16 protein-coding genes are annotated in these 15,286 nt (G+C 53.0%); 2 read left to right on the top strand and 14 right to left on the bottom strand.

Translation table 11 applies throughout. The features are described from left to right. Positions 1-16: 16 nt before the first annotated feature. The 7 genes from MKZ07_RS03495 to MKZ07_RS03465 all read right to left on the bottom strand — a co-directional run bounded on the left by MKZ07_RS03495 (position 17) and on the right by MKZ07_RS03465 (position 7,789). Entirely contained in the window at positions 17-1,162 is a 1,146-nt protein-coding gene (locus MKZ07_RS03495; RefSeq protein ID WP_341024514.1) for a GNAT family N-acetyltransferase, read from the bottom strand. Further along, on the bottom strand, positions 1,159-2,475 hold the full coding sequence (locus MKZ07_RS03490) for a F390 synthetase-related protein (RefSeq protein WP_341024512.1): 1,317 nt from the start codon (positions 2,473-2,475) through the stop codon (positions 1,159-1,161). The genes MKZ07_RS03495 and MKZ07_RS03490 overlap by 4 nt, the downstream gene beginning before the upstream one ends. Continuing rightward, complete coding sequence (locus MKZ07_RS03485; protein WP_036695112.1) at positions 2,472-3,326, bottom strand: MBL fold metallo-hydrolase; 855 nt, start codon at positions 3,324-3,326, stop codon at positions 2,472-2,474. The genes MKZ07_RS03490 and MKZ07_RS03485 overlap by 4 nt, the downstream gene beginning before the upstream one ends. Next, on the bottom strand, positions 3,323-4,315 hold the full coding sequence (locus MKZ07_RS03480; RefSeq protein ID WP_036695113.1) for an NAD-dependent epimerase/dehydratase family protein: 993 nt from the start codon (positions 4,313-4,315) through the stop codon (positions 3,323-3,325). Before MKZ07_RS03480 ends, MKZ07_RS03485 begins: the two co-directional genes overlap by 4 nt. Next, positions 4,312-5,529 (bottom strand): ATP-grasp domain-containing protein, encoded by a 1,218-nt coding sequence (locus MKZ07_RS03475; RefSeq protein ID WP_341024508.1) that lies wholly within the window; start codon positions 5,527-5,529, stop codon positions 4,312-4,314. The genes MKZ07_RS03480 and MKZ07_RS03475 overlap by 4 nt, the downstream gene beginning before the upstream one ends. Continuing rightward, complete coding sequence (locus tag MKZ07_RS03470; protein ID WP_341024506.1) at positions 5,519-6,520, bottom strand: beta-ketoacyl-ACP synthase III; 1,002 nt, start codon at positions 6,518-6,520, stop codon at positions 5,519-5,521. Before MKZ07_RS03470 ends, MKZ07_RS03475 begins: the two co-directional genes overlap by 11 nt. Before the next feature lie 180 nt (positions 6,521-6,700). Then, positions 6,701-7,789 carry an RNA-guided endonuclease InsQ/TnpB family protein gene (locus tag MKZ07_RS03465; RefSeq protein ID WP_445670265.1) on the bottom strand — a complete coding sequence of 363 codons (1,089 nt, stop codon included), beginning with the start codon at positions 7,787-7,789 and terminating at the stop codon, positions 6,701-6,703. 408 nt (positions 7,790-8,197) lie between these two features. On the opposite strand from MKZ07_RS03465, the gene MKZ07_RS03460 reads away from it, so the two are divergent. Further along, the gene (locus MKZ07_RS03460) at positions 8,198-9,022 is read left to right on the top strand and encodes a hypothetical protein (RefSeq protein ID WP_341024500.1); all 825 of its coding nucleotides are present in this window, start codon (positions 8,198-8,200) and stop codon (positions 9,020-9,022) included. Between the two features lie 23 nt (positions 9,023-9,045). Here MKZ07_RS03460 and MKZ07_RS03455 read toward each other — a convergent pair whose 3' ends face one another. From MKZ07_RS03455 to MKZ07_RS03425, 7 genes are all read right to left on the bottom strand, one after another. Then, positions 9,046-9,837 carry a lipid II flippase Amj family protein gene (locus MKZ07_RS03455; RefSeq protein WP_340754296.1) on the bottom strand — a complete coding sequence of 264 codons (792 nt, stop codon included), beginning with the start codon at positions 9,835-9,837 and terminating at the stop codon, positions 9,046-9,048. 120 nt (positions 9,838-9,957) lie between these two features. Further along, positions 9,958-10,347 (bottom strand): ribosomal maturation YjgA family protein, encoded by a 390-nt coding sequence (locus MKZ07_RS03450; RefSeq protein ID WP_341024499.1) that lies wholly within the window; start codon positions 10,345-10,347, stop codon positions 9,958-9,960. Positions 10,348-10,364: 17 nt separating this feature from the next. Next, the gene (locus MKZ07_RS03445; RefSeq protein ID WP_341024498.1) at positions 10,365-10,841 is read right to left on the bottom strand and encodes an NUDIX domain-containing protein; all 477 of its coding nucleotides are present in this window, start codon (positions 10,839-10,841) and stop codon (positions 10,365-10,367) included. Between the two features lie 54 nt (positions 10,842-10,895). Further along, entirely contained in the window at positions 10,896-11,183 is a 288-nt protein-coding gene (locus tag MKZ07_RS03440) for a hypothetical protein (protein ID WP_341024496.1), read from the bottom strand. Between the two features lie 388 nt (positions 11,184-11,571). Next, the gene (locus MKZ07_RS03435; RefSeq protein ID WP_341024494.1) at positions 11,572-12,156 is read right to left on the bottom strand and encodes a putative ABC transporter permease; all 585 of its coding nucleotides are present in this window, start codon (positions 12,154-12,156) and stop codon (positions 11,572-11,574) included. A 238-nt stretch (positions 12,157-12,394) separates the two neighbouring features. Continuing rightward, positions 12,395-12,568, bottom strand: a complete 174-nt coding sequence (locus MKZ07_RS03430; protein WP_179090391.1) for a hypothetical protein — start codon at positions 12,566-12,568, stop codon at positions 12,395-12,397. A gap of 148 nt (positions 12,569-12,716) precedes the next feature. Next, entirely contained in the window at positions 12,717-13,619 is a 903-nt protein-coding gene (locus MKZ07_RS03425; protein ID WP_036695121.1) for an ArsR/SmtB family transcription factor, read from the bottom strand. A gap of 149 nt (positions 13,620-13,768) precedes the next feature. Here MKZ07_RS03425 and arfA point away from each other — a divergent pair, with 149 nt between their 5' ends. Then, complete coding sequence (gene arfA / locus MKZ07_RS03420; RefSeq protein WP_341024490.1) at positions 13,769-15,277, top strand: arabinosylfuranosidase ArfA; 1,509 nt, start codon at positions 13,769-13,771, stop codon at positions 15,275-15,277. Positions 15,278-15,286: the final 9 nt, after the last annotated feature.

Below are 15,286 nucleotides of genomic sequence, written 5' to 3'. Positions count from 1 at the left end.
CATTCATTGTTCCGGCCTACAGCTTCAGCTTCTGAATAAGCGGAATGCCGATCCGGCGGAGCAGCAGCTCCAGGATGGACCAGCCGCAGCGGTTCAGCAGAGTGGTCCCCCGGTCATACACCGCAGAATATTCAGTGGCACCAGTCGCTCCCCGGTTGCGCTTGAACTGGCCGACGCCGGAGCTCTCGTGCAGTAGTAGCCCCCTGCTGCCTGCAAGCCCGATCAGCACAGCGGACAGCATACGGTAGAGTCCTAGGGACTGAGGCAGACTTGTGTCATAACCGAACAATGGCGCCGTCATCGCGCCCTCCCGCTCATAGAAGCCCAGCACCGCATCCAGCCTTCCTTCCTTACGCAGACCGTAGATCTGCAAGGTTCGCCGTTCCAGCGCCATGGCAATATAGGCTTCGGTGAACTGCGGATTATAAGCCGAATATTTATCGATATACAGCAGTCTGTACAGCTCCACAATGCGGGGAATATCTTCCCGTGTGATCTCCTCCGGACCAACCTCAGTATAGCCATGCTTCGCCAGCAGCTTCATGTCACGTTTGACTAGCCATCTAGCCTTGGAGTCAGCGGTATCCGGGTGCAGCAGGTAGATCTGCCGGCTTGGAACGAGCTTGCAGCCATACCCCTGCAGTCTGCCGATGATTTCTCCCGAGGTCTCCCGGCTAAGCGAACGATAGATTAAGGTATGACCCGGATAAGTCTGGCGGAGGTAATCAAGTATCGCCGTCAGCTGTTCCGCACTTAAGGCAGGATACAGATTGGTGGACAGCAGCCAGTTATTCACCTGAACCACCCGGTTAAACCGTGCTTGCCGCAGCATCCAGCCCATTCCTTTGAGCATTAGCGATAATAAGCCCTCTAGCATCCGGTTATTGAGCAGGGCCAGTTCCTCACGCGCATAGCTGACATAGTGGGTATAGGGTGAGCATACATACGAGTTGTCATAGTCTGCTTCATTGACGGTAATCGGAACCGGCAGCCCATCGATGGTCAGCACCTTAACAGTTGTACTCACATTATCGATAAAAGGTTGCGCTCCCCGCTCCAGCAGCGGTGTAAGATACTCCCGGGCATACCGCCCATACTCCGTATCCGGCCAGTCCAGCCCCTGAGCAGAATCGCGGTCATACTGTGTTACCCGGTTCTTCACAGCTTCCAGCCCCTCTCCACCCGGCGCAGCTTCACAGTTCCGGGCACGAGGCTGTAAGCGGTAAAAGTCAACTGCGGAGGGCGACAGGATAGCCTCGTGAACAAGCGCGTCAGCTCTGTTGTAATCTGCTGCTCCGTGCCTTCATCGGTACCGGTCCGTGTACGATAGGAGATTTCCAGCTCAGTCAGGCTGTGCTGGATGACCCGGTAATGTTCAATGTCTGCGGAAGCCGCCAGCACAGCCCGGGTAACGAAATCAGGGAATACCGTAACGTGCGTGCTCTCTGCCGCATGGGGCAGATACAGAATATCATCGCAGCGTCCTTCGATCCGCTCAATGGCCGTGAACAGCGAACCACAGGGACACGGCTCTGCCGCTTCGGTCAGAATATCATTCAGCCGGTAGCGGACGATGGGCTGCACACTTCTGGAGAAATCGGTCACAATGGGTACGAACCGGCGTGATTGTTCATCCAGCATTTCTTTGCCGATATGTACAATATCTTCATTGAGGTGCAGCGTTCCATGACTGCAGGTCGCACCGAGGAAGCCCTCGGTACACTGATAGGCCTGATGCACCTTCTGCCCGAAAGTCTGCTCAATCTGCTGCCGGTCAAGCGGGTCCAGCACTTCCGCAACCGCAATGATCCGGCGGGGATACAGATTCATCTCACCTGATTGCTGTGCCTCAGCCAGCAGACGCAGCATGGACGGCGGTGCAATCCAGATATCCGGCTGGTACTCCTTCATACGGTTCAAGAGCCGGGGAAGCGGCTCCAGCAGATCGAAATACCGGAACTGCAGCCGTCCCTGCTTCACAGATTCATACAAATTACTGTTTGCCCGTAGAAAAAAAGCAATTCTCGCCCGCTTCCACAGTCCACCCGGCAAAAGCTTCGCCAGTACCGTACCGGTCCAGGCCGCCTGCTCCTCTTCTCCCACGAGAAAAATCCCCCGGTTGCCGGAGGTTCCCGAGGATAACCCGACGGTGACGCCTTGCAGCGTAGGCTTGAAGTTCCTGCTGTTCTCCGCTTCATAGGCCTCGGCAAAGGCCTGCTCCTTCGTAATGCCGACTGTGTTGAGCTGATCGAAATTCTCCATCATCTCCGGCTTCCCGATTACGGGGAAGCTCCGCCAATCCTTGGACGGAATGCCTGCCCACAGCTCCCTGTAGAACTTCGAGTGCTGCCTCACCTTATCTGCATGGAGCCGGATACGCTTCTCCTGCCATTGCTCAAGTGCTGCCCGGTTCTTCCAGCGTCTCCCCCACTTGGTGAGAATGTAATGGGTAATCACCAGCCTGATCCGCTTCATGTCACACTTCCCGTTCCCCAGTGCGCAAGCGCCTCGCGGCAATGACTGGGCACAATCCGAAGCAGGGGAAATTGTTCATGCAGCTGACGCAGCCGCTCGAAATTGCGGTGGTATTCTGTCCGGCTGGACATGATCAGGCCTGCTGCCGGGTGCGGCTTGCGGTTCTCCCGGAACGCCCGGCTCGACCAGACCGTATCTGCGCAGAGCAGATAATCATGCTCACCGGTGGAGACGAATACGCCGATCATCCCGGCGGCGTGGCCTGACAGCTCAACCGCCAGCAGGCTGCCGTCTCCGAGCAGATCATAGGCTTCCGTGAACGGAAGGCCTTGCGGCAGTGCACGCTTCGCCGAAGCTTCATCCACAGGAATGGAGCGGAGTCTGAAATCCTCCGGCAGCAATCCGGGCAGGAATCCCGCCTTCGTAGCCCGCACAGGACCCAGCCCGATTACGGCATCGTAAGATTTCTGCAAATAAATATACTGCGCCTGCGGAAAATCCCGTACCCCACCGATATGGTCGGCATGAAAATGCGACAGCACCACATACCGCACCTCTTCCGGCGAGATCCCGCCTGCCTGCAACCGCCGCACTGCACTCTCTTCCTCCTTGTAGACAACCGGAGTGATCTTGCGGTATAGAGAGGCTGGCAGACTTGCTGTCTCTTGGAAGAAACGCGCGCTGTAGCCTGTATCGAACAGGATGGGTCCGTATTCCGGATGCCGGATCAGGGCATAACCTGCCGGGAAGGCAACCGGCTTCAGTGTGCCTCCGCGCAGCGTCAGCCGCTCGGGGTGCAGGCAATAGCCCGCAGACAATATAGATAATCCAACTGGAATTTCTGTAATCATTGCTGTTCCCTCCACCATTCTGCAAAGGCGCGAAGTCCCTCGTCTGTTGTTATACGCGGTTGATAACCCAGCTGCTCACGGGCCAGTGTAATATCCAGTGTCTGGGAGATGCCGAGTGCGGCTGCAGAATAACGGGTCAGCAGCGGCTCACCCGGGATAGGCAGTACCTTGTAGATCCCCTCCATCAGGGCCGCTGCGGAATAAGCTACCGGGTAGGGCAATCGACGGGTGTGCAGCGGCAGCCCGAGCAGTGAGAATAGCCGGGTAACCAGCTCTTCGAACCTTAGCGGCTCACCATTGGTAATATTATAGACGCTGCCGGTTGCAGAGACCGGGGCTTCACAGCAGAGCAGCATGGCATCGACTACATTATCTACGCATGTGAGGTCAAGCCTCGCCTGTCCGCCATTCATCAGCGGCACCCCCTTACTCTCATTCGCTGCCAGCAGCCGGGGGAACAAAGCGTTGTCCATAGGGCCGAATATGGCTCTGGGCCGGAGCATGAAGGCGGCAAGCCCTTCTCGAGCTGCCTGACGGACAACCTGCTCGGCAATCCGCTTCGTTGCGGCATAAGCATTGGCCGGACGGCCGGGAAGCGGATCACTTTCCCGGATGCCGAAGCGGGACCGCTGGCTGGAATACACACTGGGCGTGGAGATATGAACCAGCCTTCCTACGTCATGCCGTTTGCACCCCTCAACTATATGGCTTGTCGCCTCCACATTGCACGTATAGAACTCCTTATATTTGCCCCAGGGTGACGACAAGGCTGCACAATGGAACACCACATCCATTTCCCGGCAAAAGCTATAGGCAGTCTCCGGGTCACGCAGATCCCCGGCCAGGAACACTGCACCTTCCTGCTCCAGCTGCTTCCCCTGCTCCGGGTTGCGTCCCTGCGCGTAGACCTCCCAGCCCATCCGGGCCAGCCTCCGGGCGGTATGCCGTCCAAGAAATCCGGTTGCACCTGTTACCAGCGCTTTGGTCATGCCTCACCATTCCATTCTATATCTTCTGTTAACGCCTCTGTGATTGAGATGCGGTGCCGCCTGGCTGTCTTCCAGGCGGCGTATACTATGCGGAACTGCTCGCGGGCAGGGCCGCGGTCATCCTTGCGGTAGACCACGTCTGCTGCTCCAAGCAGCGCCCGCCTCCAGCTGCTGAGACCCCCGGGTCCCGGCTTAAATCCGCAGCCCAGCATGAGCAGTGTCAGCATCGCTGTACGGGCTGAACGCGGAACAATCACTGTTCCGCTCTGCACGAGCAGACCGGGATTCAGCAGCGCCTCCGTCAGCCCTTCCTCTGGCGTGAACAGATGAATACCGCTTGTTGCGCGCGGATTGCATTCAATCGGATACAGCATCCCGTTCTCCGGTTCGATGAAATCGAATCCGATCTGGCCGCTGAAGCCGGTTGCTGCGGCGAACCGCTGGACCCATTCCAGAGCCGCAGGATGCTCCAGCGGTTCAAAATACACACTGGCCCCGCTGCGCCCCGTCCTGTACCTGCTGTCATACGCAGCATGCGCCACTACTGTGCCTTCGTGCAGTATGCTGTACGTACAAACCGCTCTGCCCTGAATGTACTCCTGGGACACCCAGGGAGCCTCGGCCGATAGTCCGGCTGGAGTCTCTATTTCTCCCGGAACGCGGCTATGCGGATTAGTTGAAGCGGAGCTTTTATCCGGGAGAATGACCTTCGACGCAAAGCGGGAATATGCAGGCTTATAGACCCGCTGCTCCCCCCTCTGCGCTGCCTGCTTCACAGCTCTCCGCCATTCTTCCGTACTGCTGATCAGCACCGTGTCCGGGACCTTGAATCCAAGCGAACGGAGCAGGACCATGAACTCCCCTTTATGGTGCAGCCCGGCCAGAATTCTCCGGTCTGATGTAAGTACACGGCACCCCGTCAGATGCTCAAGACCGGCAGAGACATAGAAAATCTCCTCACAGGTCGGAATCAGGCAGTGAATGCCTAGCTCTTCCGTTAACGCAGCCAGCCGCTGGACATAGGCCTGCGGCTGATGCCTTGGGGCAGGCACCCGGAAGCTGGCCTCGACGGCAGAGGATACCCGGCACAGATGATACTCAGCACTTTCTGCCACGTATACCCGGTGGCCCGCCGCCTTGAACAGCCTTGCCAGCTCCAGGGCCACCGGAGCGCGTCCGCCGGTAATCAGAATACGACGGGCCTCAGTACTCAATAATCATGCCTCCCAGAGACAGCCCTGCCGCCGTGCCGATCAGCATGATCCGGTCTCCGCGCGATATACGGCCCTGACGGACCGCTTCATGCAGCCCCATGGGGATGGATGCTGCAATCGTATTGCCATGGCCTGCGGTATTGTCGAGGAAGCGGTCCTCGGCAATACCCAGCTTTTTACGCAGGAGACGCATAGCCATTGCACTGCCCTGATGGGGAATGACCAGCGCGAAGTCGTCCATCTTATTGCCTGTGGCGCCCAGCATGTCAGCAATGAAATCCGGAAGCAGCTTGGACGCTTTGCGGAATATAGCCTGTCCATCCATATGGAACAGATAAGGCAGCGCATCCTCGGCTGTATAATTCTGGGGATGCAGTCTGGTCCCGCCCCCGGCAATCTCCGAATAACGCGCACCGCTGCTATAGGTTTTGAGCGAAGCATGGAGTATCCGCGAGGAATCTCCGGTATCCGCAGGCCCGATCACCACCGCCGCTGCTCCGTCACCGAACAAGGCTGAGCTCTCCTTATCCTGCCAGTTCAGCCCCACCGATGCAATCTCAGTGGCCACCAGCAGCACATTCTTATATCTGCCCGCTTCCACCATGTAGGACATCACATCAAGCCCTACCAGAAAGCTGAGACAAGTCGCATCGATATCAAAAGCCGGGACACCCGAATCCGCCTGACCCATGGCCTGCTGAATGAACACGGCTGTACTCGGCAGCGGTTGCTCCTTGGTTCCGCTCGTACACACCAGACAATCGACCTCACTGAAGCTGAGGCCTGCGTCGGCGAGGGCTGCTTCAGCGGCTCTTGCGCCCATGAAGGAGGCGGTTTCATCGGTTCCCACGTAATGACGGGTGCCGACGCCGGTGATTTTGTTCACCCAGCCCGGTGTTGTGCCAAGGATCTTATCAAGCTCTGCATCACTGACTACACGCTCCGGCAAATATTTGCCTGTCCCTTTTATTTTCACATGTCTAAGTTGCATAATGCATCTCCTATTCGTGTGAGTACCAAGATGTCGAACTTTATATATTATTTTGAACCTCCACACCCTTAAAAGGGGGGGATTCTTAGCTAGTTAGCGGGCGCATACGTTTCCGCTTTGCCCTACTGCTAAGTTAAGGGCGAGTTCATTCGCCCATCCTAGATCAGAGCTTATAGCTATCTAGGCTGGCAGACTGTTACCATCTGCCACAGGTTGACGCATGATGTTGATGGCACCGACCCGATCTCGATGTGCTATATAACCGCAGTCGCATTGATACGTTCGATCCTTTGCTTTGTTCCGCTCTCCACAAGAGGGACAGGTTTGCGAGGTGTATGCCGGATTCACTTCAACCACTTGGATTCCAGCAAGTGCCGCCTTATATCCGATGAACATTTGCAACTGATAGAACGACCATTGATGCAGATTTTTAGCGTTTTTACGACTTGTTCTTGTCGTCTTACGAATATTAGTCAGTTTCTCTAGCTTGATGACAGACACCTTTTCTTGAATCGCCATATTCACGATCTGGCGGCTGATTTTGTGATTCTGATCTTTCATAAAACGACTTTCCTTGTCGTTCTGTTTACGGATTGCGGATAGCTTTTTAAGCTTTCCTAATTTGCGGCGATAGGTACTGTACTTACGGCGAATAAACTTGTTTTTACGTCCATTTCCGCAAAATGTGGTCTTGCCGCTAGAGGTTACGACAACAGCAGGCACTTTCAAGCCTAGATCAATCCCCATCACTTCGTCACCATCGACTGGTTTGGTGGGGCGTTCGATTGAAATTTGAACAAACCATTTCGCCGATTTTTGAACCACGCGCAGAAGTCCAAGCTTCCCATTCGAAAGGATGTCCCGCTCCCGATCCGAAAGAAGCGCAGGAACCACAAGACGTTGTACTTTTCCATCAAGGATTACTGGGAACGAAATGTTGTTGCCCCAAATCGTATAATTTTGATTGTTCACGTAGTACACCCTCTTTTGGAGAAGAGGCCGCTTTTTCGTTTTCTTGAATCGCTGAAACAGGCTTTTGGCATCTCGAATCACTTGATTCTTTACGGCAGAGGGTAGATTGGCACGAACGGTTTTTGAAGTTAGTTTCGGAAACGCTCCAGACCTTTCGGCTTGCTCCGTTAATTTGTTGACGGTTCGAATGTATTCGTTGCCCATATCCACCAGTACAGACGGATGGGTTGGACAAATGCGGATTTGAATCGTTACGGTTTGCAGGGTTTCACCCCCTTGTTTTTTGTCCCTCGACATATCGTTTGATAGATTGTCTCATACCTAGATTGTATCAGTTAAAAAATTTAGCTGCTACCAAAAGACGCGCTCGTTTAATACACTTTTTACAACATAAGGATGTTCTTTAAACAAAGACGATTCATCCCCCCCTAAAGGAGTAGGCTTTCTCGGCCAATTTCTGTTAACTACAGATATATTCTACTAGATTTTCCGGCAGAGTCATATACAAAAAGAAGATAAATATCCCATTTCACGAACTTACGTTCTTAAAAATGCTTGACTCGCGCAGGTTCACGGGGTTATAGTAAATGCACAATAGCACATGTTAAGCGGGAGAAGCACCTCGCAGGACAGGCAGTTTATGCCTTTCTTGGAGGTGCTTCTTTGTGTCTATTGCCAAATGAACAATCAGAGGAGCTGAACGAAATGTTTAAATTCATGGGCTTGACGAATTGGAGAGGTATGGGGGTTGTTACACCTTTCCCGGGAAGAGCTGTAAGAAGGCTGTTTGTGCTGGTGATACTGCTGTCACTTTGCACATATCCCTTGCCCGGTGTCTCTGCCGATTCCGGGTGGGATACTGCGCTGAACGAGATTCATAATCTGTATACAGACTATACGGGTCTACAGGCATCGCTGAAGTCTGACCTTCAGCGGAATCAGGAATTGCGCAAGCAGAATAACGCCGCACTTGCTGCAGTGAACAAGCAGCTTCAAGCCACTAATGCTGCCCAGGTCGCCAAGCTTAAGGCCGCCTCGGAAGCGGTGCAGAAGAAGCATGCTCCGCTCCTGGACCAGTATACTGCTCTCAGCAAACAGATCACCGCTGCCCGCAAGGTAAGCAATCTGAAGAGTGCCACTGTGCTTGAGCTGAAGCGCAATAAGCTTAAGGCAGCCGCTGCCGCTGCACGGGCTGAAGTGAAGAAGGCCACCTCAGCCTTGGCAGAAGCCAAAGCGTTAACTGCCGCGAAGAACAAGCCGGCTAAGGATGCCCTTGCCCCGATCACCCTGCTCAAGAAGCAGATCGCAGCCCAGAACAAGCTATTCTCAGCCGCACAATCAGAGAGAACCGAGGCCGACAAGCGCTACAAAGCCGCTGTCCAGGCGGGGGATGCCACCCAGGCTGCAGCTGCAATGAAGCTGTCTTATAACCGGATGAAGGAGATCCGTACTATGGCCGGACAGTTGTACAGTTGGGAGCAACAGATCAGCACGGCGATCTGTGCGGCAGAGCTTAAGCTGCCGAAGTAGGCGAAGCTGCATATTCATGAGGGTCAGAGCAGCTTCACCAGCCAGGTGATAATGAAGGCCCCCGGTACCAGCAGGGCTTGGCCCAGGAGAGATCCCAGGAAGCGCGAGCCCATCAAGAGTACATAGATCTTCCCGAGCTGGTCACGGTATTCCACATTCTCCGTTGCCTTATGGGTGATGATTCCCAGCTGCGGATCGATGAACACCGTCAGCAGTATCGTTGCTATCCCGTTGATCAGGCCGGATGCCTGGGAAGCAGTGGTGCTGAATTCCGGCAGCAGCTTGGCCGCATACATCGAGGACAATACGCCAACCGTGTAGAAGGCCGTCACGAAAACATTCATCACGATGAAGCGCTTGGGAATGCCAAGATAACGGAAGCTGCTCAGCCTGACCTTCGGTCTGCGGATATATTTGCGCGTATTCTTGAGTTGGCTGACCGTTACACTCGTCAGCAGCTTAGGGATAGATCCTTCGATCTCCAGCTTGGAGATTACTCTTGCGAACAGTCCTACGAAGGTCGGAAACAATGCGATGGCGATCAATGTCCCCAGTGAGGAAGCCAGCATAATAATCCGCAGATAGTTGAGCAGCGGGAAGCTGTCGTCAGCTTTGGCATAATCTACGAACTTCGCGGTTAAGGGGCCTTGTACCATATTTGCGGTTCTGGAGACCAGCACGATAATTCCGGTCAGGGATAAGGCGATGGCGATCTTGTTCAGCTTCACTCCGGCAAAACGCACCGAATACGACAAGGTCTCCGCCGTATGAATAATCAGAGTCAACAGACATACCACTAATAAGCTGTTCGTCATTTACGGTTACTCATCTCCACATCACGCAGCATTCGGCAGATGACCGGCATGCTTGTTCCAGATTATTACAGACCGGATCGCCTCACTTAATATATATTCTTCTTCCTATATAATCCAGAATCAATTTTGTAAGATTTGGTCAACCGTCCAGCAGAACAGAATTCCGGCTGTATACCGGACCAGATCAATCCAGAGAAAGCCGTGGCCGAGAATCAAGCTGCCAAGGGTTGTAGCACGCACATGCAGAATCCACTCTGCCTGATAGAGCTGGCTGAACTCAATTCCGAAGCTGAAGCACAGACTAAGGACAAGAGACATCCATAGCGGATGCCGGATGAGCAGCACCCGGAAGGCAAGGTAGATCATTCCTGCCCAGATCGCATCCCCAAAGTGTTCGCTGACAAAGTGCGGCAGCGAGTTCCCGTATGCCCTGGTCCCAAGACCTAGCAGGGCGGATAGCAGTACTGCACCACAGTAGATCATTCTGGATCGTAAATTCAAAATCCTCAATCGAAACTACTCCTTCATCAATCAAATACAATCTTCCGCGGCGCAGATGTATCCCGCACGAACAGCTTCGGGGGATAAGGGATCGTTAGCCCGGGCAGTTCATCCTCCTTGAAGAATCTCAGCTCTTCCGCTTCCCCGTCCAGGCTCCTGAGCTGGCCTTTAACAATGACACATTCAAATACAATAACCGTGTACTCTACCTGATCCCCATTGCTATATTCATATCTGTACTTCTCGCCGCCGAATACACCGATAATCTGTTCAGGCGTCACCATTAAGCCGGTCTCTTCGAACACCTCTCTGCGCAGCGCCCTGGATGGGGTCTCTCCTGGTTCAACCGCTCCGGCCGGCAGGCCCCATAACGTCTCATCCTTTTTGCGGATCAGCAGAATTCGATCCTGTTCATCCCTTACTACAGCCGCTACAGACGGCATCATTAACAGCCCGCCTCCGGCCTTCCCGCGCAGCTCCCGGTAATACTCAGACATTGACATGAAGCTTCCTCCTGACTTGATTTCAATTAGTCCCTGTATCATTTTAATTCAAGTCTATAGCTCATCCTTGCGGAAAGAAACCGGATGAACCACGAAATCATCCGGCTGATTCTCACAATCCGTCAGCTCTACCTTATAGAGTTCCTCAGTCTCAGCAAGCCGGATCGCTCTGCACACATATTCAATCTTCCCGCCGTCTGCTGCCCAGTCCCGGCTATTGTCCACCGTCCAGTGCAGTACCCTGCCATCGTTATAGAAATCATGAATATAGGGCCCGCTGTCAATTCCCCACTGCAGCATGGTGAGGTTATCTCCCTTGCCTTCCTTAAATCTATGTATCATTTCTGTAATTCTGTCCAAATCCAGCTGATCAAAATGCGTAATCAAATTCCGCTGGTCCCTAACCACAGGGACGGGTTTATTGACTTCCCGTATCAGCAATAGTGAGAGTACTACAATAAGTAGCGTTTCAAGAATTATAATAGACCGGCTGTATTTACTGAAAAAGTTGTTCATGTTCCCTCCCGTACTACGGTTTATGAATAAACCGGGTTAGCTCTATATTTGACATGGTTGTATGATATTCCTTGTCTGACGTACAATTGTGATGCTAGTGAATAAAAACTGTTACGAAACAAAAAGTTATGCAACCCAAAAATACCTCCAGACATACGCCGGAGATATCTTTGGGTTCTTTTGCTTTTTGGTATTCACATTCGTCACTAATTCCTTAGCCTTCTCCAAGCTCCGGTGGCTCCAGCAGTTGCATCAGTTGCAGCCCGCGGCGGCGGGTGCGGAAGGTCCACAGCAGATCCGCTGTGAATATAAGTAGGACGATGGGCAGTACAGGCATCCATACTCGCTCCATATGCAGATACAGGAAGTGAACCAGCGGTTGCAAGCCATAGATGCAAGCCACTGACAACCCCCACCAATAAAGCGAGAATTTCAGGCAGATATGCCCTTGCAGCTGAAACGGCATCCCTGAATAATCCCACCACTGTCTTCGAAAGATCCCCTTAAGCAACCAGCCGCTGACAAACTCAACCGCCGAAGGGATAATCAGCGCAAGCAGCAGGAATAACGGAAAGGGAAGCCTAATTTCATGTGCTGCAAGCAGTAGTAAAGGGGCGCAGCCATACATCGGCTTAAATGGCCCTTTGAGAAATCCTTCTTTGCGAAAGGTACCCGTGCTGTAAAGGTTATAGCTGCCTTCAAGGACCCACCCCAGAAACGAGTATACAGTGAAATAGAACAGATAGGGACTTGCCGCAGCCACTACACTGTAACTGTGGTGTAAAAGTAACGGTGTCATCGTAGTTATCCCCGCCTCCGATCCCAATTATTTTCCAATTGGAGCTAGTATGTCTCTAAGTTCGGGACATTATGACGGGAATATCTGTCGGATCTGACCAACAATGTCGGTGCTTTACAAACCAGCAAATCCAAATAGTGTCCGGTCCTATAATAGAAAAAAGACTGCTCCGTGAGGAACAGTCTGCTACGTGCATTTGCCTTATACCCTATTTCCATTATACCCTAGTGCTCTAACCCTAATTCTTAGGAAGCGGGTCGGGATGAGCGGTTTCTGCCGGTTTGGCTTCCCAATCATCGGCTTCCGGTTCAATATCCACACCGTTTTCCATCTTTTTGCGTTCTGCGAGTGAATCCCCGTCTTTATTCTCCTTGTTGCGGATGTCTGCTTCGTTACCTGAATGATCTGACATGTGAATTCCTCCTTGTATGCAAGTTGTGCGCGATTTGGATTACTTAGTTATAGTTACCCGCGGACCCCTTTTGCAAACATCCCATCCGAACAAAGCTCATTTTCCTTGTCTTTTCCATATCGCTTGCCATTCGGCAGACAGGTCCCTCTTACTCATAATACACACGAAACACAATGTCCTGCTCATAATTCCCGAAGCCGCGCCCGAATAACGTTAAGCCGCCCCGCCTTCGGGTGGTGTCTTCTGCCGTGAACCTGAAGCTCCACTGGTCCTCCTGCCAGCCCACCTGATCAATGGTAACTGCCGATATCTGCTGGCCGTCTATATAAGTGCCCCCTGTATTAATTCTGAGCACCTTCAGCAGCCCGTACTGGTTCACATCCGATTTCCACCAGGCAGGAGTCAGCCGGCCTCTCATTACGCCGAAGTCACCGGGGCTGGTCCATTTGCCAAGCGAAATGCCATTCATCATAAAAGAGATATCCGAAGGCCACTTCTCGTTCACACTCGGCGCCTCCGAACCGATCTCCATTGAAAGCTCAATCTCCTGCACCGTCTGATCCATGAACAGATAATTCGGAACTTTATATTCCGCATATCCCTTGGCGAACCAGAGAATGCCGGCATCCACCCGTTGCGGGTCCAGGAAATAACGCGGGTCGTCATAATACCCGATCAGCTTCTCAGTGGTGGCAATGCCGCAGGTCGGAGAGGCTTCAAGATCGGTGTAATGCCCGACAGGGACAGAGACCTCGACCACCTTACGGGCGATTCCTTTGGCCCCGGATAATTTAATCTGCAAGAAATTCGCAGAAAGTGAGCAGAATTTATAAGTCCCCCCATCGATCCGCTTCATCTGGGAGCTGACGATGCCCGCCTTCTGCAGCTTCGCTACATGCGAGCTTACAATGGCGCTGCTGAGATACAGCCTGGCTGCAATCTCCTTGATATGCATCTCCTCGTTGCTAAGCAGATCGATGATCCGCAGCCGCACTTCGCTGGCAAGTGCTTCATAGACCTTCAGCGATTCGGAATCTGTGGTTAAATACATCGGTGGCCCTCCGCGCTCTTTGAATTAGTTATTATGTTAATCCTGAAATTAGTTATTGCTTAGTATACCCTGTAATTCGTATCATGTAATCATAAACGGGCTTGTACGATTAGCTATTTCATTAATCTAACACAAAGGAGATTCTAACTATGAGCATTCAATCCAAGATGATTATCGACAAAGACTTTAAGCTGGCCGAGGTAGATCCAAGGCTGTATGGTTCCTTCATTGAACATTTGGGCCGGGCCGTATATGGCGGAATCTATGAGCCGGGACATCCTACCGCTGATGCGAACGGATTCCGCGGTGATGCCCTTCAGGCTATTAAGGCACTACGTGTACCAATCATCCGTTATCCGGGAGGCAACTTCGTATCCGGCTATAACTGGGAAGACGGCGTTGGTCCCAAGGAGGAACGGAAGCGCTCTCTTGAACTTGCCTGGTGGGTTACAGAGACTAATCAGGTAGGCACGAATGAATTCGCTGATTGGGCCAAGCTGGCCGGTTCCGAAGTGATGATGGCAGTGAACCTCGGCACACGCGGGATCGATGCTGCAAGGAATCTGGTCGAGTACTGCAACCTTCCCTCCGGCTCTTACTGGAGTGACCTGCGGATCTCCCATGGTTACAAGGCTCCGCACAATTTCCGCACCTGGTGTCTGGGTAATGAAATGGACGGTCCTTGGCAGATTGGAGCCAAGACTGCCGTCGAATACGGAAGGCTCGCCAATGAGACCGCCAAAGCGATGCGCTGGGTTGATCCTTCCCTGGAGCTTGTCGCCTGCGGCAGCTCGGGCAGCAATATGAGTACTTTTGCCGAATGGGAAGCTACAGTTCTGGATCTCACCTACGATAATGTCGATTTCCTCTCGCTGCACACTTACTACAATAACAATGATGGAGACACAGCGAACTTCCTGGCCCAATCGCTCGATATGGATCAGTTCATCGACAGCGTAGCAGCAGTATGTGATTATATCAAGGCTAAGAAGAAAAGCAAGAAAAAGATTTACCTCTCCCTCGATGAATGGAATGTGTGGAAGTCGCAGGGTTCTAGCCGTGCTGAGCAGCACTGGCAGATTGCACCGCCTGAATTCGAGGATGTCTATACACTGGAGGATGCGCTGGTGGTGGGCTGCTGCCTGATCAGCCTGCTCAAGCATGCAGACCGGGTCAAGATGGCTTGTATCGCCCAGCTCATTAATGTCATTGCACCGATTATGACGGAGGACGGCGGACCGCTCTGGCTGCAGACTACTTATTATCCTTACATGCATGCCTCCATCTACGGCCGGGGAACGGTGCTTCACCCGCTGATTACAAGCTCGAAATATGATTCCAAGGATTTCACCGACGTTCCATATCTGGAAGCGGTCAGTGTATATAACGAGGAGCTGAACGAGGTTACTGTGTTTGCAGTGAACCGCCATCTGAGCGAAGGCATGGAGCTGGCGGTTGATCTGCGGAGCTTCGGCGCTGTAGAGGTTATTCAGCACACGATTCTTGAGAATGAGGATCTTCAGGCGGCCAATACCCGCTCCAACCCGTCGAATGTGCTTCCGCACAACCGGGGAACGGCAGCCGCAGACGGCGGCCGGGTAAGTGCAATGCTTCCAGCGGCTTCCTGGAATGTGATCCGGCTGCGTGTCAACGGCTGATTACTGAAG

Origin of the sequence: Paenibacillus sp. FSL P4-0338, from assembly GCF_038002365.1 — a bacterium.
Lineage (GTDB): Bacteria > Bacillota > Bacilli > Paenibacillales > Paenibacillaceae > Paenibacillus_AQ.
The sequence above is the reverse complement of the archived record's forward strand: the minus strand, read 5'-3'. Positions and strand labels throughout refer to the sequence as shown.